This is a genomic window from Planctomycetota bacterium (assembly GCA_035574235.1).
GTDB lineage: Bacteria > Planctomycetota > MHYJ01 > MHYJ01 > JACPRB01 > DATLZA01.
The window spans coordinates 23,564-42,172 of sequence record DATLZA010000009.1 but is presented as its reverse complement, the minus strand read 5'-3'; the positions used below and the strand labels follow the sequence as shown (position 1 = coordinate 42,172).

General features: G+C 69.1%; 15 protein-coding genes. 10 read left to right on the top strand and 5 right to left on the bottom strand.

Annotation, left to right across the window (positions count from 1 at the left end):
• From VNO22_00675 to VNO22_00650, 6 genes are all read left to right on the top strand, one after another.
• A partial coding sequence (locus VNO22_00675) for a PQQ-binding-like beta-propeller repeat protein (GenBank protein HXG59862.1) occupies positions 1-1,495 on the top strand: 1,495 nt, incomplete at its 5' end.
• Between the two features lie 2 nt (positions 1,496-1,497).
• A complete protein-coding gene (locus tag VNO22_00670) occupies positions 1,498-2,763 on the top strand; it encodes a hypothetical protein (protein ID HXG59861.1) in 1,266 nt (421 codons plus the stop codon).
• A gap of 23 nt (positions 2,764-2,786) precedes the next feature.
• Positions 2,787-4,454 (top strand): FHA domain-containing protein, encoded by a 1,668-nt coding sequence (locus VNO22_00665; GenBank protein ID HXG59860.1) that lies wholly within the window; start codon positions 2,787-2,789, stop codon positions 4,452-4,454.
• A gap of 76 nt (positions 4,455-4,530) precedes the next feature.
• Positions 4,531-5,928 (top strand): hypothetical protein, encoded by a 1,398-nt coding sequence (locus VNO22_00660; GenBank protein ID HXG59859.1) that lies wholly within the window; start codon positions 4,531-4,533, stop codon positions 5,926-5,928.
• Positions 5,929-6,008: 80 nt separating this feature from the next.
• Positions 6,009-7,712, top strand: a complete 1,704-nt coding sequence (locus VNO22_00655; GenBank protein HXG59858.1) for an SMP-30/gluconolactonase/LRE family protein — start codon at positions 6,009-6,011, stop codon at positions 7,710-7,712.
• A gap of 127 nt (positions 7,713-7,839) precedes the next feature.
• Complete coding sequence (locus tag VNO22_00650; protein HXG59857.1) at positions 7,840-10,233, top strand: hypothetical protein; 2,394 nt, start codon at positions 7,840-7,842, stop codon at positions 10,231-10,233.
• A 1-nt stretch (position 10,234) separates the two neighbouring features.
• On the opposite strand, the gene VNO22_00645 is transcribed toward VNO22_00650, so the two are convergent.
• The gene (locus VNO22_00645) at positions 10,235-11,131 is read right to left on the bottom strand and encodes a sugar phosphate isomerase/epimerase (GenBank protein HXG59856.1); all 897 of its coding nucleotides are present in this window, start codon (positions 11,129-11,131) and stop codon (positions 10,235-10,237) included.
• 67 nt (positions 11,132-11,198) lie between these two features.
• Positions 11,199-12,203, bottom strand: coding sequence for a mechanosensitive ion channel domain-containing protein (locus VNO22_00640; protein HXG59855.1), 1,005 nt, complete (start codon positions 12,201-12,203; stop codon positions 11,199-11,201).
• A gap of 156 nt (positions 12,204-12,359) precedes the next feature.
• Between VNO22_00640 and rpsD the strand changes: the two genes are divergently transcribed.
• Positions 12,360-12,971 carry a 30S ribosomal protein S4 gene (gene rpsD / locus VNO22_00635; protein HXG59854.1) on the top strand — a complete coding sequence of 204 codons (612 nt, stop codon included), beginning with the start codon at positions 12,360-12,362 and terminating at the stop codon, positions 12,969-12,971.
• Positions 12,972-12,981: 10 nt separating this feature from the next.
• On the opposite strand, the gene VNO22_00630 is transcribed toward rpsD, so the two are convergent.
• Genes VNO22_00630 through VNO22_00620 form a run of 3 tightly spaced genes read right to left on the bottom strand, consistent with a single transcriptional unit; the run spans position 12,982 to position 14,803 of the window.
• On the bottom strand, positions 12,982-13,728 hold the full coding sequence (locus tag VNO22_00630; GenBank protein HXG59853.1) for a hypothetical protein: 747 nt from the start codon (positions 13,726-13,728) through the stop codon (positions 12,982-12,984).
• The gene (locus tag VNO22_00625; GenBank protein HXG59852.1) at positions 13,725-14,507 is read right to left on the bottom strand and encodes an enoyl-CoA hydratase/isomerase family protein; all 783 of its coding nucleotides are present in this window, start codon (positions 14,505-14,507) and stop codon (positions 13,725-13,727) included. The genes VNO22_00630 and VNO22_00625 overlap by 4 nt, the downstream gene beginning before the upstream one ends.
• Positions 14,495-14,803, bottom strand: coding sequence for a hypothetical protein (locus tag VNO22_00620; GenBank protein HXG59851.1), 309 nt, complete (start codon positions 14,801-14,803; stop codon positions 14,495-14,497). Before VNO22_00620 ends, VNO22_00625 begins: the two co-directional genes overlap by 13 nt.
• A gap of 85 nt (positions 14,804-14,888) precedes the next feature.
• Here VNO22_00620 and VNO22_00615 point away from each other — a divergent pair, with 85 nt between their 5' ends.
• The 3 genes from VNO22_00615 to VNO22_00605 are packed head-to-tail and all read left to right on the top strand — an operon-like array spanning position 14,889 to position 18,609.
• The gene (locus VNO22_00615) at positions 14,889-16,454 is read left to right on the top strand and encodes a DUF1549 domain-containing protein (protein ID HXG59850.1); all 1,566 of its coding nucleotides are present in this window, start codon (positions 14,889-14,891) and stop codon (positions 16,452-16,454) included.
• 17 nt (positions 16,455-16,471) lie between these two features.
• Entirely contained in the window at positions 16,472-17,746 is a 1,275-nt protein-coding gene (locus tag VNO22_00610) for a DUF1501 domain-containing protein (protein HXG59849.1), read from the top strand.
• Positions 17,743-18,609 carry a hypothetical protein gene (locus tag VNO22_00605; protein ID HXG59848.1) on the top strand — a complete coding sequence of 289 codons (867 nt, stop codon included), beginning with the start codon at positions 17,743-17,745 and terminating at the stop codon, positions 18,607-18,609. Before VNO22_00610 ends, VNO22_00605 begins: the two co-directional genes overlap by 4 nt.

Genomic DNA, 18,609 nt, shown 5'->3' with positions numbered 1-18,609 from the left:
GGACGCCCCCGCCGCTTCGCCCGAGTGGCCGATGGCCCACGGCCCTTTCGGCAACTTCACCCCCCGGCGATGGGGCCATCGCCTGGTGGAGGACCTCCGCCGCGCCCGCCGCCTGTGGCTGAGCGAAGACAACGACCTGGGGTACGGAAAAGGCTCGGCCTCCGGCTATGTCGCGGTGCTCTTCAAACGCCCCGCGCATCCCGGCTCCTGCTCCGGTCCCATCGTTGCGGATCAACGGATCTTTTCCTCCTCCTTCCGGCCTTCAGGCTCCGTGTGGGCCGAAAACCTGCCCCATCTCAAGAACATGAAAACCCCGCTCCGGGACGAGGAACTTCGGAAGCTCCAGCAGGAGCTGCGCCTGGAGGCGGACGACCTCGTTCTGGCCGTGGACCGTCGAACCGGCCGGACCGTGTGGAAGGCCGTGGAGGAACGCAAAGGGGTCAACCGCTACATGGGCAAGCGCCTCGGCTTCGGCGTGGCTCCCGTGTGGTTCGCCGGGCGCGTCTTCGCCCTCGGAACGACCGGTCGCCTGTACGCGTATGACGCCGCGGACGGCCGGAAACTTTGGGAAACGGACATCGGAAAGGCGCACCGGGCCGCCGAGGAGCGCAAGCGCCGCTGCCTGGAGTCCAAAAACCTTCCCGGTTCCTGGGGATGGAATTCCTCCCTGATCGCGGCGGACGGAGTTCTGGTGGCTCCGGCCTTCGACGACCCCCGGGCGATGGGACTCCTCGGCATCGATCCGGACACCGGACGCCGGCTCTGGGAACGTCCCGGCGTCAACTCCCCCTACGCCACGCCCGCCCTTTTCCAGACGGAGGGACGTTCCTGCCTCCTGACCGCCACCCTCGGCGGCGCGATGCACCTCATCTCCCCGCGCGACGGAAAGGTCCTCTGGACCGTCCAGGGACTGGCTCCCAATTACGCCTCCCTGGTCTGTTCGGCGGAACACGTCTTCGCCTACGTGGATTCCGCGATGAAGGATCGGCTGGGCCGGACGTTCGCCCGCCTGGCCGCCTTTCGCGTGACCCCCTCCCGCGCCGAACCGGCCTGGACGCTGCCGGATCGCTCCGAGCTGCTCCTGGCCAACTGGATGGACTGCGCGGCCCACCGCTGCACGGCCGTCCGGGACGGGCGGGTTTATCTTTATGCCCGCCATGACGGGTTGGACGGAGCGGACGGACGACATCTGGCCGTCGTGGAGGAGAAGACCGGCGAGGTCCTCCACGTGGAAGAAAATCCCTGGGAAGGATCGCTCCTCTCCGTGGTCGAGGACCGGCTCCTCCACTGGAAAGACGCCGTGCATCACGATGAGGATGAGATCGAGATGTTCCGGGCGGATCCGGCCGACTTCCGGAAGCTGGGCTCCCCCTGGAAACCGGCCGAATCGGCCGCCACGGGCTACGAAGTGTACATGGAAGTCCCTTATGCGGACGGCTGCCTTTTCTTCCGCACCGTGACGGGACATCTTTCCTGCTACGACTTGAGGGCGTAAGGATGACTCTTCCGGGCGTTCTGGCGGTCCTTCTGATCGCGCTCCAGGCCGACCCGCCTCCCGACGGACGGGACTTCCCCCCCGGCTGGCTGCCCGTACAGAAACTCGACGACCGCACGTCCTGGGCGGAATTCCGGAAGATCGCGGACCGGATTCACCTTTATCTGCCGCCCGACGTTCCCGCGGTGCGGGGCGTCTTCGTATGCTTCGTCTTCCACAGCGCCGATCCGCGCGAGCTCGCCCGTCTCTGGCGGTTCGCGCTCGTCACCGTCCCCTGGCCCTTCGAATACGACCTGGGACACAACGACAAGCGCAACGGCCGGCACACCCTCGGCCATCCCGTGGGCAGCATGGACCTGCTCCTGCGGTATCTCGTCCACGCCGCCCGGGACACCCGCCACCCCGAGCTCGCGACCGCTCCTCTGGTGGGCTGGCTGGGCCAGAACGGAAGTCATCTCGGCCACGATCTCTACCGGCGGGCGCCGGACCGCGTGATCGCGTGGACGGATTCCTTTCCCAATCGACTGGCCCAGGTTCCCGAGCTGACGCGGAACGTGCCGTTCGCCTACGCGTGGGAGTTCACGCCCGCCGAGGAGAAGACCCGTCGCGAGGAAGGGGACGCGCGCCGCGCCCAGGTGGAAAACCGGCCCACGCCGCCGCCCGACCTCTCGTGCCGGGCCAACACGTACGGTTTTCCCCACGGAATCTATTCGAAATTCAACTTCTTCATGGGGTTCCTCGACCGCTGCATCGCCCTGAGGCTGCCGGACGAGCTTCCGCCGCCGGGACAGCCCGTCCGCCTCCGGCCGGTCGTCCGGGAGAACGGCTGGGCGGGCGATTACAACCCCGTCGGCTCGTGGAATCCCATCGCGCCCGTCCGCGAGGCCTCCGGCATGATCCAGCCGGTCTGGCTCCCGGATGAATACGCCGCCTGGATGTGGCGCTCCTACCATTCCGCCCGGCCCGACCTGCGCCTGACCTCTCCCGTCGTCGAATACCGCAGCCGAGGACATGGGCCCGACTGCGGCATGGGATACGGCGGACAGGTCCCGGCCGGCACCCCTCTGCGCTTCGCCGCCGAGGTCAAGGGGACGTACACCGCGGTGGAGTTCCGCGACGGACACCGCCTGCTCGGAACGGCCCACGGACCGCCCTGGCAGATCGAAGGCATCCGCCTCGAGCGGGGTTTGCACGCTCTTTTCCCGGTCGGCGTCGCGCCGGACGGGGGGCGCACCGCGGGTCGCCCGGGGTTCCTCATCGTCGAGTGAGACACCCTTCGGGCGTCCGCCCCATGAACAAACTCGGCTTGGTTTGGATCGGCCCTCAGGGGGAGGAAGGAGAACCCCTCGACGGAGCCGTCACGATCGGAAGCGCCCCGGACGCCACGATCCGGGTGAAGGACGCCGCCCCTCGCCACGCCGTCATCCGGCGCGCTCCGGAAGGATACGTTCTGCGCGACCTGACGGGCCAGCGCCTGATCGCCGTGAACGGCCGCCGGGTCGAACAGCACCTGCTTCGGGAAGGGGACCTCTTCAGGATCGGCTCCGTCGAGTTCCGAACGGTCGTCTGCAAGGAGCCGGAACGGGTCGAACCTCACCCTTCCGTGGCGCCGGCGCCCCTGCGGCGTCCGCCCTCCCCAAGGCGCCCGGAGGCCCCGGCGCGGCCGGGGTGGAGGCGACCCGTTTTCGCCGCGGCGTCGATCGTTTCGGGGATCGTCGGGGTCCTGCTGATCCTGCTTTCTTCGCGACAGGACGCGTCGATCCCTCCCGAAGCTCCCCGGCCGGTCCTGAAAGTCACCCCCCGCTCTTTCCCTCCTGATTCCTCGACGTCCGCCCCGCCGCCGGCGCCGGCACCTCTCGTGGAGGCCCCTTCCTTCCGCGGATCGGAGGAAACCGCACCCGCCCCCCTCGCCGAGGTCCCGGACGTCCGCCCCCTCCCGCGCTCCCTTTTCCCGCGCGAACGGTCGGAGTCGGATGCCCCGCTTCCCATGGAAAGCCCCCGCCCTGCTCCCGGGCCGTCTTCGGAAGCTCTCTGTTGGGTGCGAAACTGGAACCGGCCCGAGCATGTCTCCCTCCAGGATGAAGCCGCCGCGCTCAGGTCGTCCTCTTTCGCCGTCCGTTACGCCGCCCTCCTCGTCCGGCTCCACCGGGCGTTTTCCGAAGGAACCGGTTACGAGGCCGCGTACCGCGCCCTGCTCGAGGCTTCCCCCCAGGGCGGTCCCCCTTCCGCCCGGGAGCACGTGCGGGCCCTTGCCGAAAGCCTCAAAGAGGCGGTCTATTGCACCGACTGCACCGGCGGGAGGCGGACCTGTCCCGATTGCTCGGGAAAAGGACGGCGGGATCGGAACTGCCCCGTCTGCGAGGGGCGCGGCCGCGTGCGCGCCTCGGGAGCCGTCGGAAACGCCGACGTCACCGTCAAGTGCCGCAACTGCGAGGGACTGAAGATCTTTCGGGACGTGACCTGCGAAACCTGCTCCCGCTCGGGATCGATCCTGTGTCCCTCCTGCCGCGGCTCCCCCTGGCGGGAGGCCCGATGCTATGCCGACGAATGCCGGAACGGGCGCATTCCGTGCCGGAGCTGCCGGGGCCGCGGATGGGTTTCCGTTCCGTGCCCCCACTGCGTCAACGGCCGCGTCCGCCCGAGCGGGGCGGTCGGCGACGCGGACGTCACGACGAAGTGCCGCACCTGCTCCATCGACGGCTATCAGGGAAACGGCACGCTGCGCAAGAACTGCCCCGACTGCCGCCGGAACGGATGGACGACCTGCCCGGAATGCGGGGGCGCTTTCTCCAAGCGGCGGGGCGGATTCCGCGGCGTCCCCCTTTCGCGCGTCTTCACGGCCGAACCGTGCCGGTGTCCCACCGCCTCCGGCCCGCAGGCGCCGGACCTCTGTCCCCGCTGCCTGGGCCTCGGCGTCCGCCTGCGGCCCGCCAAGGATCCTTCCAAGACCCTCGACTGACGGCGAGGGGCGCCGTTATAATCGCCCCGCGGCGTCCCTTGTCGAACGCCGCGGTCCGCATTCCGGAAGGTGATCCATGAGCGCTCTACTTTTCGCCTGGCTCCTGGGAAGCCCGATCCCGCAGGCGGATCCCCCGCGCCCCGTTCAGGAGGTCGCTTCCGTCCGGGACCTCGTGACAGCCGTCCGAAACGCCCCCGAAGGCGCCCTCATCCGCCTGGCTCCGGGCACCTACGAGCTCGAAGGGCCTCTGGACCTCAAATCGGGCCTGACCCTCACGGGCGCCGGGATCGACCGCACGGTGCTGACGCCCGCCCCCTCCTGGACGCCCTCGACGGACCGTCTTCCCGACCCGGAAATGACCACCAAGGGGATGGATACCCAGGCGTACCTGCTGCGTCTTCCGGACAAAGCCGCCCGGGTCGAGATTTCCCACATGACCCTCCGGGGACCGCGCGTCCACGGCGCGATCTTCGGCTGGAACAACCCGGAGGCGCGCTTCCACCACCTCAAAATCCAGGACACCCTCTGGACGGGCATCCGCACGTTCCTCCTGAAGAACGCCAGGATCCACGACTGCGAATTCATCGACGCCGGAGGACGCTGGGAGCGCGGACGCCCCGGCACCCAGGGCGGCATCACCGGCGGAGCCATCTTCTGCGTCTGGACGTCCGACACCGAGATTTTCAACAACCGCTTCGTCCGCACCCAGACGAACCCGGCCGACTCTTTTTTCGGCATCAAAGGCCGCCTCGGCCAGCGGGTCCGCATCCATCACAACACGATCCTCGTGAACTTCTCGATCGAGTTCCCCTTCGAGAACGACGCGGACGTCGAAATCGACCACAACGTATGCGCCGGCACGATCTCGATCCCCAAGCACGCCGGAGGCCCCGTGCCCCCCAGCGGCCGGACGTTCCACATCCACCACAACTGGATGCGCGACAGCTACTCGATCGAATTCGTCCGCAACGGCGTCGAAATCAGCCACAATTTCTTCGACTTCGATCCCCAGAAGGACCACGGCAACCTCATCTCGGCCTTCGGCAACGCGCCCGCCCCCGGTCCCGCCCGCTTCCATAACAACCTCGTGCGCAACCCGGGCCGCGGCGTCGTCTGGATGAACGAACCGTACGACCGCCTCGAGATCCGCAACAACCACATCCGGACCCGAACCACGGCGACGCCCCGCACCGAGGGCCTCTTCGGCTTCAATCCGAGAACCGACTTCTCCACGATCGTCCTGCGGGACAACCGCATCGAATGCGAAGGGCAGCCCCGGCCGCTCTTTCGCAACGCGGAAAGCTACCGTGCCGTCGTCCGCAACAACGTCCTCGTCAACGTCTCCGACAGCGACCGGTACGCCAACCCCCAAGAGGACCGCCCTGCGGGACTCGAACAGCCCCTCCGCTTCGAATGCGGCGTGGCCGGAGAATTCACCGTCGACGGATGGGACGTCCGTCCGACGGCTCGGTGACCGCCGGCACGCGTCAGAAATCCTTCCCGCCGGCATATAAGGCTCGGGGCGGAAAGCGTCCCGTCCTCGAGGATCGACCCATGACCTTCGCCCGCGTGCTCCCGGCCGTTCTGTTCCTGCCCTGGGCGGTGGCCGTTTCTCCTTCCGCCGGATACGAACCTCCCTGCTTCATCGACGGCGCCCAGTCCATGAACGGCCGGTTCGTCGTCACCGCCGAACCGGTGGTGTACGCAGGAATTCACGGCCCCAACCGCTGGCGCTTCGTGTGGAAAGATACCCAGACCGGCCAGGTCCTCGTATCCGACGCCCGGGGGGTCCAGGGCGGCCAGGTGTACGCCCAGCTCTTCGTGGCTCCGGACGGGGAAACCTTCGCCCTCTTCAATCACGTGACCCTCTGGTCCGCCGAAAAATCCGGCATGCACGGACCGGCCGGACTGCGCGAGAAGATGGGAACCCCCGAATGGCCCGATCTGGAGTACTTCCGCCACCGCGTCCTGGTCTATCGGAAAAACGGAGAGATCCTCCGCTCCCTGGCCATCCGCGACATCGCGACGCCGGAGGAATGGCCTTCCTTTCAGCCGCTCTTCAACCGGATGGAATGGCTTTCCCCCTACGACGGCCTGGAGCACAAGCAAGTCGTTCGCCCCGCGTACGCCCTCTGCCGCGTGAGTCCGGACTATACGATCCTGGAGCTGACCCTGAAACCGCCCCGCGGCGCGCGGTCCCCGGGACGCAGGGTCCGCATTTCCCTGACGGACGGCTCCGTCCTCGCTCCGGAAAACTGGCCGACGACCGCGGACAAAATTCCTGTGCCCTCCTATGTCGGAGAAATCCGTCAAACGGTGCTCGGTCCGCGCTCGATCGAACGCTATCAGCCCAGCCTGGATCCGGTCCGCCGGTCGGGCCGCCTCCGGGAGACCTCCGCGTCCCCCGAGTCTCCTTCCGCCGGAACATCCTCAAAAAATCAGGACGTAACATTCGAACGCCTCCGGGAAGGCTTCTCCAAACTTGATACCCCCGCGTGGCTGCCCGCGGAACAGTGCCTTCTCGTGACCGATCTCGAACAGCGCAAACTCTGGAAGCTCAATCCCCCCCGTTTCACGGCCGAGGTCGTCTGGGAAGACGCCGTCCGCGGAAAGACCGGGCCCGACGGGAGATTCTACGGCCTCTTCGAAGGCAAACTCGCCTCCTGGAGACCGGGAGAGACGCCGGCGGTTCTCGCCGATCGGGCGGCGGACGGGCGTCCGCTTTCGCTCAACGATCTTGCCGTCGACCGCCGCGGAGCGATCTACTTCACGACGCTGAAGGACCCGGAACACGGGCGCCTGTCCCTGGCGGACCCCGGCTCCCGGACGGTCCGGGTCCAGTTCGACGGAGCGAACGACCGGGATCTGGCCAACCCGAACGGCGTCGCCCTGTCCGCCGACGGACGATTTCTCTACGTGGGGATCTCGAACTACAAGAATCGAGCCCGGTCCGGCGTCTATCGCTTCCCCCTCCGCCCGGACGGTTCCGTGGACGTGGCCGCCGGAAAGAGCGCCCCCTGGGCGCCCGTCCCCGGTCCCGACGGCATCGCCGTCGCGGGGGACGGCCGCGTCTTCTTCACCGCAGGTCCGGCGATTCATGTCTACTCCCCGGAGGGAAAGGCCGTCGGCCGTCTCCCCCTGCCCGGCAGGGAAAGCGGCACCAACCTCACGTTCGGAGGACCGGACGGCCGTACCCTGTTCGTGACGACGAACACCGCCCTCTACGCCGCCACGATCCGCGCCGCTGCCGGTCCCTGAAGCGAAGTCCGCCGGGCGTCCTGCAACGCCCTCGGCTTCGGATCGGAAATGTAAGAGTCGAGTCCTCGGAAATCCTCCAAGAGCGTATCATTTCGGGCGGGATCGAATCGCACGGAGATCCCGCCCCATGCGCGCTTTCATCCTCCTGCTGCCCCTCCTGACCCGGCCCGCCGACGGCGAGCGCCTCACCTGCACCGCCGATACCGCTCTCTGTCTGGGGGAGGGTGAGGAGCTCGTCAACGGCGGCGCGCGGGCCTCCATCCGCCTGAAGGGAATCCTCCACCTCATGCTCCTGGACTTCGACGTGACGCCCCTTCGCGGGCGCACCGTCGAGGAAGCCCGCCTCTTCCTCCACCCGACCGGCCCCCACAAGCTCCGCCGCCTGGGCCTCTCTACCGTGTCCTCCCCCTGGACCGAAGGACGCGGCGCCGGCGAGCCCGCCCGGGCGGGCGAAACCTGCTTCCGCGAAGCCGCCCGCGGAGAGCGTCCCTGGGCGCCGCCGGACCTCGACTTCCACGCCGTCTCCTTCGGCCGCGGAGGCTCCATCTGGTTCGTCCGCGAAATCCGATCCGAACCGGACGGTTGGATCTCCGTCGATCTCCCGCCCGCCCTCCTCCACGCCAGGGTCGAAGGGAAGTCCTTCGGCCTGGTCCTCTCCGACGAAAGCGGCCAAAGCGGCGCCAATAACGACATCTACGCGCGCGAACAATCCGGCAAGGCCCCGTATATCCGTATCCTCCGCGCCCGCCCCGGCGCCCCGCCCCCGTCCGGCGCCAGGCTTTATTCGGACCTGCCGCGCCCCCAGGAGAAACAGATCGCCGACCGGACGGCCGAGTTCCTGCGTCCCGCGCCCAAGCCCGCCCCGCCGCCCCCCGCGCGCCTTGCGGACGGATGTTCCTGGAAAATCCTCTACGAAGACCACGGCTCCCCCGACGCGCCCGCCGCCGGACGCCTCTGGGACGGCCGCGCCGTGTCGCTCGCCGCCGCCCGCGGCGAACACGTCGGCTTTCTGATCGCCGTCGAAGTCCCCGCCGGCCAGACCCGCACCGTCAGCGCCGCCGGCGAAGGCTGGTCCGTCGCGCAGGTCCTTCCCGTCGGAACCGGCTACGATCCCCTGGTCCCCGCCGCCGGAACCGCCTCCGGCAAGGTTCTCCTCCACGCCGAGAGGTACGTCCCCAAAGACGCTCCGGCCGGCGAATTCCGCCACCCCTTGCGCCTTTCCACCGGCCGTGCCCAGGTCGATATCCCCGTCTCCCTCCGCGTCCATGCGTCCCGCCTCCCCGACGCCCTCTCCTTCCGCGTGTCGCTCAACGCCTACCGGTCGCCCGGCGAGTGGGCCGGCCCCGGCGGCGACTTCCTGGCCATGGAACGCGCCGCCCACCGCCTGGCCCACGAACATCGCGCGACCCTCTCGGTCCTGCCCTACACGCACCGCGGAAGCATCGTCCACGGCATGGCCCCGGAGATCCGCCGCCGCGGCGCCGACGTCGAGATCGTCTCCTGGGACGCCTGGGACGCGCGCTTCGGGCCGCTCCTGGACGGCAGCGCCTTCCAGGGACTTCCGCGCGCCGGCACTCCCGTCGACCACTTCTATCTGCCCCTCCACGAGCAGTGGCCGCTGCCGATCAACGAGTTCTACGCCTACCGCGGGCCCATCGAAGACCACTGGAGGGACGCGCCGCCCATCGAACAGGCCTTCCCCGAATCCTACGCGCGCACGCTGAAATCGGTCACCGCCGCCTTCGGCCGCCATCTGGCCGCGCGGGGCTGGACCCGCACGGACTATCACCTCTACCTCAACAACAAGAACTACATCCGCTACAACCGCGGCGAGAAGGAAGGCGCCTGGTGGTGCCTGGACGAACCGATGTACCTCGAGGATTTCCTGGCCCTGCGCTACTTCGGCCGCATCTTCAAGGAAGGCGCCCGCGAGGCGGCCGGCGCCCGCCTGCGCTTCCGCATCGACCTCTCCCGCCCCCAGTGGCGCCGCGACCTGCTCGACGGCGTCGTGGATCTCGACGTCGTCAGCGGCGCTTACGTCCGCTACCCGCACTTCGTCTTCGGAATTCCGGGAGAAGAGGTGTGGGTCTACGGCGCCGTCGCGGCCCCCCCGACGCCGCCCGGATCGGGACGCGCCTGGGTCCTGCAATCCTTCCTCGACGGAGCCGACGGCGTCGTCCCGTGGCTGGCCCTCGGAACGCCGGAAGCCTGGAGCGAACCCTCCGAGACGGCGCTTCTGCTTCCCCCCCGCGCCGGCCTGGACCCGCGCCCCTACCCCACCCTGCGCCTGAAGCTCCTCCGGCGCGGCCAGCAGGACGCCGAAATCCTGCGGCTTCTCATGGCGAAGCGCGGCTGGACCCGCGAAGAAATCCGCCGCGGGCTCGCCGCGCCTCTGGGCTTGGCGGCCTCGTACCGCCAGGCCGGCGCCGACGACGCCGGACGGTTCGACTTCGGGAACACGGATCCCGACCGTTTCGAGGCGCTCCGGCGTGCGGCCCTCGAAGCCCTCGACCGGCCGTAGGCTACTTGCCCATTTCCGCGAGGATCTTCTTGAGCCCCTCGAAGGAAATCCGGGTGCATTCCATGGGGCTCAGGCCGTCCGGATAGTCCTCCTGCTCGACCACGAACCACTCCGTGCCGGCCACCTCATAGCAGGCCGTGATGAGGGCCTTCCAGTCGATCGTGTCCTGGCCGATGAAGGGCTTTTTTCCCTCCGCGCCCCGCGGGAGCCGCCCCTTCATGTGGGTGCTCTTCGTGCGTCCGGGATGCTTGCGCGCCACTTCCGCCGGATCGAGCCCCGCAAAGCGGGCGTGGCCCACGTCGAGCTGGAGCAGCACCTCCTTGGAGGTCCGCTCCGCGAAGAGATCCCAGTAGTTTTTGTCCCCGTCCTTCTTGGTGAACTCGTCGACGTGATTGTGGTACCCGCAGAACATCCCCTCCTCGCGGAGCGCCTCCGCCGCCCGGTTCATGAGCTCGGCGAACTCCTTGCTCTTTTCCGGATCCGTGAACCGGCGGTCCCCCGGACAGATGAGAAAGCGGCAGCCGATCGTCTTGTGGAAGGCGACGGTCTGCTTGAGCGCGTCCCCCACGAGCGCCCCCGCCCCGATGTGGGTTCCGGCGACCTTCAGACCGAGCTGGTCGAGCTTCTTGCGCAGGCCCTCGGGATCCTTCGAGTACTTGTAATAGCCGGCGAACTCGACCCCCTCGAAGCCGATCTCCGCGACCTTCGCCAGCGCGGCGTCGAAGTCCTTGGCGCAGTCGGCCCGCACGGAATAAAGCTGCACCCCCACGGGAATGCGGCGCGCCTGAAGCCGGGAGAGGGCCCCGAGCGGGCGGCCCGCGCCCAGCCCGAGCGCGCCCGCAGCGGTCCAGCCCAGCAGCCGGCGGCGGGAAATCCGAAGGTCGGAAGACGCGGTCATGGGTGGCCTCCTTTCGCTCGAGACACTATAGATACGCCGGCGGGCTCCCGTCGAGCTTTGCGCGCCGCTACAGGCGCGCCGCCCGCAGGAACGAAATCTCCTCCGCCCGGAACCGCTCCGCGATCCGGTGCCGGAGCTCCTCCTCCACCTTGGCGCGCGCCTCGACCCCGGCCACGTGGCACTGCACGCTGAACTCGAGCGCCAGGTCGCCGAAGCCGGGGGCGAAAAGAACCGCGGGCGCCGGCGTCGCCAGAAGGCCGGGCACCTGGCCCACCGCCCCCGCCACGGTTTCGGCCAGCACCCGCGCCACCCGGCGCGTGTCCTGGCCGTACGCCACCGGCACCCGGATCGTCGTCTGCACGGCCCGCGCGGGCATGTCGAAATTGGTGATCGACGCCCGCGCGAGCTTCGCGTTGGGCACCACCGCCACGTTCCCGGCGATCGTCCGCATCCGCGTCGAGCGCCAGCCCACGGAGAGGATGTACCCCTCCTCGCCCGAATCCAGGCGCACGTAGTCCCCCTCGCGGATCGGCCGGTCCGCCGCCAGGTAGAGGCCCGAGAAGAAGTTCGCCAGCGTATCCTGGAGCGCGAGAGCCACCGCGAGGGTCCCCACGCCGAGCGTCGTCAGAAGCGGCGTGATCGGAACCCGAAGGGCGTCCAGAAGAACGAGCGCCCCCACGACCAGGACGACGAACTGGGCGAAACGCTCGAACGTCGTGCGCGAGGCGCGCACCACGTCCGAATACTCCGCCCCCCAGCGGACCGCCGTCACCGCCAGGCGCGCCGCGGCGTACGTCCCCAGCGCCGCCACGGCGAACGTGAGCACATGCTGGGCGCGCATCCGCCAGGGCGAGTCGGGAGGCAGGAAATGCACGATCGCCAGGGCGGCGGCCGGAATCGGCAGGGAAAGCCCCAGGATGAGCAGGAAGTCCCGGGCGAACGAAGGACGCCGATTGCGGCGCACCAGGAAAAGCGCGCCGACCGCCGCGGCCGCGGCCGCCAGGAGGACGCCCCAGACGACCGCGTCCGGCAGGCCCGAGACGAAGCCGATCAAGGTTTTGCGTCGGTCCACGAAGGAGCAATATACAGACACGCCCCCGTGGAAAGGCAAGCCCCGGAAAGAAGGTTCCCCGGGGCTCCGCGACGCCGGGCCGCCCGGCGGCCGCTTCGCGCGCCCCTTTCCGTAACACGCCTCCCTTCTCCCGACTCGGCGTTGAGGGAACCCTCGATGGCCCGCTACACCGGACCCAAGCTTCGCCTGAGCCGCCGCGCCGGAATGCCCCTCGGCCTTAAATTCCGGGACGAGTCCACCAAGGGCGACCTCGAGCGTCCCCCCGGACCCATGCACCGACCCCGCCGCCTGACCGCCTACGGCGTGCACCTGCGGGAAGTCCAGCGCGTCAAGTGGACCTATGGCGTGCTCGACCGCCCGTTCCGGCGATACTACCGGCAGGCCGTGCGCGAGCCCGGCGACACGGGCGTCAATCTCCTGCGCCTCCTGGAGCGGCGTCTCGACAACGTGGTCTACCGGCTGGGTTTCGCCCTTACCCGCGCCCAGGCCCGGCAACGGGTCGTCCACGGCCACCTTCGGGTCAACGGACGCAAGGTCACCGTCCCCTCTTACCCGGTCGAGCCGGGAGACGTCATCGAGCAGGCGCCCCGGAACCGCAGCCGCGGCCCGATTCTCGCCGACGCGGCGCGCGCCAAGGACCGGCCGGTCCCGGCCTGGCTGGCCGTTGAGGAGCCCGGCCGGCGCGGGCGCGTGGTGAGCCTCCCCGGCGCGGCGGATCTGACGTCCCCCTTCGACATGAGGCTCGTCGTCGAATTCATGGGCCGGTGACGGGACGCCGTCAGAAACTCCGCTCCACGAGATAGTGCGCCGCCAGGAAGCTCGCGAAGATCAGCCCCCCCAGGAGCGCCCCGTAACGGATGGCCGCCTCAAGAGGCCGGCGCGGACTGGACACGTACCGCGCGAAGAGGGGCAGAAAGCCGAAGAAGATGAAAAAGAACGCCATGACCACGTAGAGCGCGCAGCCTTCCCCGAGGATCGCGTAGCCGGGCCGGTACTTCCACCACCCCGCCTTCACGGCCCAGAATTCCGTACACACCGTCCAGGCGGCCGCCAGGAACCCTCCCGCAACCATCGTCGTTCCCAGGCTCGCCTCGCCGGACAGTCTTCGCGCCGCCAGCCCATAGAGGCGCACGATCGCGTACCCGAACTCCACCACCGTGCAGGTCCAGAGGATCGGGATGAACAGCGGCGAGCTCAGGACGAGCGCCTCGCCCTCCGGATACACGCGCTGCCCTCCGGCCTTCCAGTGGACGAGCAGGTGGTCGGCGAAGATCGAGAACGCCCCCGCCGCCCCCCCCAGCGCCAGGAACCGGCGGAAGACGCCCCCCCAGGGCTGCTCCGCCAGACACAGCGCCAGCGACAGGCGCGCGCCGGCCGAAAGGTAAGCCCAGAAGGTTCCCGACTCGGGGAAGGCGAAGGCCGCCAGAAAACTGGCCACCAGGCCCGAAAGGACCATCGCCAGCCACCACAGGTCGGTCTGCAGGTCCAGTCCGTCGAGGACTTCCTTCAGGCCGGCGTTCTTCATGAAGAAAATCGGGGGGGACGTTTCTCCACGAACGCCTGAATCCCTTCCCTCCCGTCCTGCATCCCCGCGCTCGCCTTCATCGCGACCGCCTCGGCCTCGTAGCTGGCCGCCAGCGAACGCCCGGCGCTCTCCAGGAGAAGCTGGCGGTTCCGCTGGATCGAGGAGCGGCTCTGAAGCTTCGCCTTCGCCACCAGCTCCTCGATCACCGGCGACACTTCCGACGCGGCCACCACTCGATGGACCAGCCCCAGCGCCTGCGCTTCATCCGCATCCACGTCCGGATCCTCGAAGACCAGCCTCTGAGCCTGAGCCATTCCCACCAGACGCGGAAGCGACCAGGAGAGCCCCCCGTCCAGCGTCAGCCCCACGCGGCCGTACCCCAGCCGGAAGCGCGCCTCGGGAAGCGCCAGCCGCACGTCCCCCGCCAGCGCGAGCGCGAACCCTCCGCCCACCGCCGGACCGTTCACCAGCGTCACGATCAGCGCCGGCGCCTGCGCCAGCGTCTCGAGAACCACGTGGAGCGCCTTGGCCAGCCCTCCCAGATAGTTGGACGTCGAATCGCTCGCCTTGGCCGCCTGGAGATCCGCCCCGGCCGAGAAGGCCTTCCCCTCGCCCGTCACGACGAGCACCCGCAGCTTCTCCGAATCCCCTACGCCCCGCACCAGATCCCCCAGCTCCCGCAGCATCTCCCGGTCGAACGCGTTCATGCGCTCCGGACGGGACAGCGTCACCTTGGCCACCAGCCCCCCGCCGCCCACCTGGATCTTCACCGCGCCCATGCCGCTCCTCCCCGGCCCCCGGCCGATCCCAGATATTTCCGGAACAGTTCCGCCGGGGACCACTCGTCCCCCTCCGCGAAGCCGTAGCCCAGCGCGCTCAGCGCCTCGAACTCCGCCGCCAGGCCGTCGGCGTCCCGGCCGGGCGCGTCCGGACGCCGCAGGTCGAGGACCCACTCGTTCCCGCGCCGGACGTATCCGCGCGCCGCCAGCTCGCCGGGATGCACCTCGCCCGCCACGTGGATCCTCCGAAGCCGCGGGTGGACCTCCGTGATCCGGACGACGTGCGGCCTCTGCATCGCAGGGAGAGTATACCCCGCCCGCCCGCCATCGTGAAACCGTTCCCGCTTCCCGCCCTGTACATCCGGACAGGAGGAACGACCCATGAGGACAATCCTGGCCGCGATCCTGACCGCCGCGGGCGCGCAGGATGCCCCGGAGAACCCCATCGACCGCCACTTCGCGCGCTTCTGGGCCGAGCGCGGCCTCGTTCCCGCCCCGCCGGCCGACGACTATGAATTCTTCCGCCGCGCCACCCTCGACGTCCTCGGCCGCCCGCCCCGCCCGGAGGAGGTGCGCGCGTTCGAAAAGGCTCCCGACCGCGGGCGGGCCGTCGAGGCGCTCCTGGCCCACCCGGACGCCGCCGAATTCTTCGCGGACACGTGGCTGCGGATTCTCCTCAACTACCGCTTCGAGGAAACCCTGCCCCTCAAGATCCACTTCCCCGCCTTCCGCGCCTACCTCAAGGAGGTCTGGTCCCGCGATCTTCCCTACCGCGAGTTCGCCCGGCAACTCCTCTCGGACCACGGGGACAACGTCAAGAAGCCCGCCTCGAATTTCATCCTGGCGGCGCTCGACCCCGGCGAGCCGCCCCACGAAATCGCCTCGCGGACGGCGCGGGTCTTTCTCGGAATCCAGATCCAGTGCGCCCGCTGTCACGATCATCCGTTCGACAAGATCGCGCAGGAGGACTTCTGGGGGCTGGCCGCCTTTTTCGGCGGACTCAAGCCGAAGGCGCGCACGACGTTCGAAGGCTTCGGCGTCAAACTCTCCCGCGAGGAACGGCCCGGGATGAGGATGAAAATCCCCGACGGCCCCGGCGAGGTCGAGCCCACGTTCCTCGACGGCCGCCGGCCGGATCCCGGAGAGGCGCCCCTCGGGGCCCTGGCGCGCTTCGTCACCGAGAGCCCGGCCTTCTCGCGCGCGATCGTCAACCGCGTCTGGGCCCATTTCCTGGGACGCGGATTCTACGAGCCCGTGGACCGCTACACCGAACGGACGCGGGTGTCCCACCCCGCGCTCCTGGCGGCGCTCGTGAGCGAGTTCGAGCGGGCGGGGACGCGCCTGAAACCTCTCGTCCGGACGATCCTCCGCTCGCGCGTCTACCAGGTTTCCTGCGCCGCGCCGGACGGGGAACCGCCGGATCCCGAGGCTTATACGGCGATGCCCCTGAAGCCTCAGAACCCCGTTCAGCTCCTCAACACGCTCACCTGGGCGCTCCGGCTGGACGGGTTCCTCGAACAGTTCTACCAGCAGTACCTCAAGGCGTTCGGGGACGACAACTTCTTCGCCCGCAGCTACGGGAACCGCGAAGTCTTCCGAATGTACCTGCATCTCTACGCGCAGTCGCTCCTGGCGCCCTCGGGCGCGGCTCCCGAGGCTTCCGCCTACACCGGGAGCGTCCGCCTGGCCCTCAAGCTCATGAACGCCCACGACCTTCAGGGACTGGTGCGCGCGGAGGCGGGACCTCTCTCGGAGATCCTCGCGCGCGAATCGACGCCCGAAGGGCGGCTCGTCGAGATCTTCCTGACGCTGCTCGGCCGTCCGCCGGACGGGCGCGAGCGCGACCGCTACCTGGCCTTCATCCGCCGCCGGGACGGCCGCCCGCAGGCCTACGAGGACATCTACTGGGCGCTTCTGAACTCCACGGAGCTTTTCTTCAACCACTGATCGCGGAGGGCCGGATCATGACGACCTGCGGATGCGGAGTCCCCCTCGGGCGGAGGGATTTCGTCCGGATCGCGCTCGGCGCGGGGGCGGCGACGGGGCTGACGGCCCGGTTTGGAGCGCCCGCGGCGGCGGCCGGGCAGGGGCGGGCCCGCGCCAGGGCCGTCATCCTCCTCTGGATGCAGGGCGGCCCCAGCCAGATCGACACCTTCGACCCCAAACCGGGCACCGAAACGGGAGGCCCCTTCAAGGCGATCGAAACCCGCGTCCGCGGCCTGCAGATCTCCGAGCACCTGCCCCGCCTGGCGGCCCTGGCGGACCGCTTTTCGATCCTCCGCACCCTGCACTCGAAGGATCCCAACCACGACACGGCGCGCTACCTTCTGCACACGGGGTACCGGACCGACCCCACGCTGGAGCATCCGCATGTCGGAAGCCTCGTCTCCTCGGAGCTCGGCCGGCGGGCCGAAGGATTGCCGGGCTGCATCCTCCTGGGAAAGGATGTGCCCACGGGCTCCGGATACCTTCCCCCCGAGACGGCGCCGCTGCAGATCGAAAAGATCGAAAATCCCCTGGAGGACCTCAAACTCCCCCCGGGGGTGTCCACGTTCCGGATGGAGGACCGGCGCGCCCTCCTGGAGGCTCAGAACGCGGCCTTCGCGCGGGCTCATCCGGATCCGCGGCTCCGGGCCCACGAGGCGGCCTACGCCCGGGCGTTCGAGCTGGTGCGTTCGCCGCATCTGAAGGCGTTCGATCTTTCGCGCGAACCCGAGGAGACGCGCGCGCTCTACGGAAACGGTCCCTTCGGACGCGCGTGCCTGATGGCGCGGCGGCTGGTCGAGGCCGGAGTTCCCTTCGTGGAGGTGACGCTGGCGGACTGGGACACCCACCAGGACAACTTCGAGCGCTCGCGGGCGCTCATGGCGCAGCTGGATCCCGGCATGGCGGGGCTGCTGGCGGACCTCGACCGGCGCGGAATGCTCGAAGAAACCCTGGTCCTGTGCCTCGGCGAGTTCGGCCGCACGCCGCGCGTCAACGCCGGACAGGGGCGCGATCACTGGACGCGCAACTTCGCGGCGGTCGTGGCGGGCGGGGGGCTGGCGGGGGGACGCGTCGTCGGCCGCACCGACCGGCTGGGGCTCGAACCCGTCGAGCGGCCCGTCTCCGTCCAGGACTTCTTCGCTACGCTCTACGACCGCCTCGGCATCGACGTCGGAAAGAAATTCCAGACCCCCGCCGGCCGGCCGATCCGGATCCTGGACGGGGGCGAACCCGTGAAGGAGCTTTTCGTATGACGAGAATGCTGCTGGTCGCGCTCCTGGCCCTTCCGCAGGAGGGGGTCTCCCTCCGGTACGGCGCCCGGAACGCCAAGGACAAGGTGTACGTCGAGTGGACGCTCGGGCTCACGCTCGAAGGGACGGATCAGGCCGTCACGTTCGTGCGGAGCCTGCATCCTTTCCTGAGCCTCGAGAAGCTCGTCCTCCGGGCCGAGGGGTCCCGCAAGGTCCAGGGGAATCGCGTCCGGTTCGAATACGACGAAGCCCGCGTCGAGGCCCGCTACGACGACGAGGACTACCAGATCGACTTCGAGCGCGGCGTCCCGCCGCCCGACCTCGAGGAAAACAAGATGAAGCAGTTCCTCTGGTACCTCATGGCGGCCGGACGGACGTTCACGCTTTCGCCGCGGGGAGAGTACCGTAGCGACGACCCCAACCAGGACCACAACGGGGAGGCGATGGACCTCGTCGCTCTGGCGGCCATCCGCTTTCCGGAGGGCTCCGTCCGGCCCGGGGAAACCTTCGAGGTCCAGTGGAAAGGCGAGCGCTCCGAGAAGAACAAGAAAGGCCGGTACGCCTTCCGCCAGAAAGCCGTGGTCGAAAAGATCGAGGACCGGTCCGGAACCCGCGTCGCGACGGTCTCCTCCGAGCTTTCGGGAACGCTCGAGGCTCCTCCCGAAGAGCGCGATCGGACGGCGGAGGAAGCCTGGACGCGGTGCGAGGGAAAGATGCGCGCCGAGATCGAAGTCGAAAGCGGGCGCGTGCTCTCCTCGGAGGGGTCCGGAAAGGTCGTCAGCTACTACCGCGCGCCGGCCGGCGACGGCGGAAAGAACGAGTTCACCCTGACCCTCACGGCCTCCGGGAAGGTCCGGGTGCGGTAG

Bases quoted from the DNA above. Each gene is read 5' to 3' on its own strand.
- rpsD (HXG59854.1), top strand. From the start codon at position 12,360: ATGGCCCGCTACACCGGACCCAAGCTTCGCCTGAGCCGCCGCGCCGGA.
- VNO22_00620 (HXG59851.1), bottom strand. From the start codon at position 14,803: ATGCAGAGGCCGCACGTCGTCCGGATCACGGAGGTCCACCCGCGGCTT.
- VNO22_00625 (HXG59852.1), bottom strand. From the start codon at position 14,507: ATGGGCGCGGTGAAGATCCAGGTGGGCGGCGGGGGGCTGGTGGCCAAG.
- VNO22_00660 (HXG59859.1), top strand. From the start codon at position 4,531: ATGAGCGCTCTACTTTTCGCCTGGCTCCTGGGAAGCCCGATCCCGCAG.
- VNO22_00645 (HXG59856.1), bottom strand. From the start codon at position 11,131: ATGACCGCGTCTTCCGACCTTCGGATTTCCCGCCGCCGGCTGCTGGGC.
- VNO22_00650 (HXG59857.1), top strand. From the start codon at position 7,840: ATGCGCGCTTTCATCCTCCTGCTGCCCCTCCTGACCCGGCCCGCCGAC.
- VNO22_00630 (HXG59853.1), bottom strand. From the start codon at position 13,728: ATGAAGAACGCCGGCCTGAAGGAAGTCCTCGACGGACTGGACCTGCAG.
- VNO22_00610 (HXG59849.1), top strand. From the start codon at position 16,472: ATGACGACCTGCGGATGCGGAGTCCCCCTCGGGCGGAGGGATTTCGTC.
- VNO22_00665 (HXG59860.1), top strand. From the start codon at position 2,787: ATGAACAAACTCGGCTTGGTTTGGATCGGCCCTCAGGGGGAGGAAGGA.
- VNO22_00655 (HXG59858.1), top strand. From the start codon at position 6,009: ATGACCTTCGCCCGCGTGCTCCCGGCCGTTCTGTTCCTGCCCTGGGCG.
- VNO22_00605 (HXG59848.1), top strand. From the start codon at position 17,743: ATGACGAGAATGCTGCTGGTCGCGCTCCTGGCCCTTCCGCAGGAGGGG.
- VNO22_00615 (HXG59850.1), top strand. From the start codon at position 14,889: ATGAGGACAATCCTGGCCGCGATCCTGACCGCCGCGGGCGCGCAGGAT.
- VNO22_00670 (HXG59861.1), top strand. From the start codon at position 1,498: ATGACTCTTCCGGGCGTTCTGGCGGTCCTTCTGATCGCGCTCCAGGCC.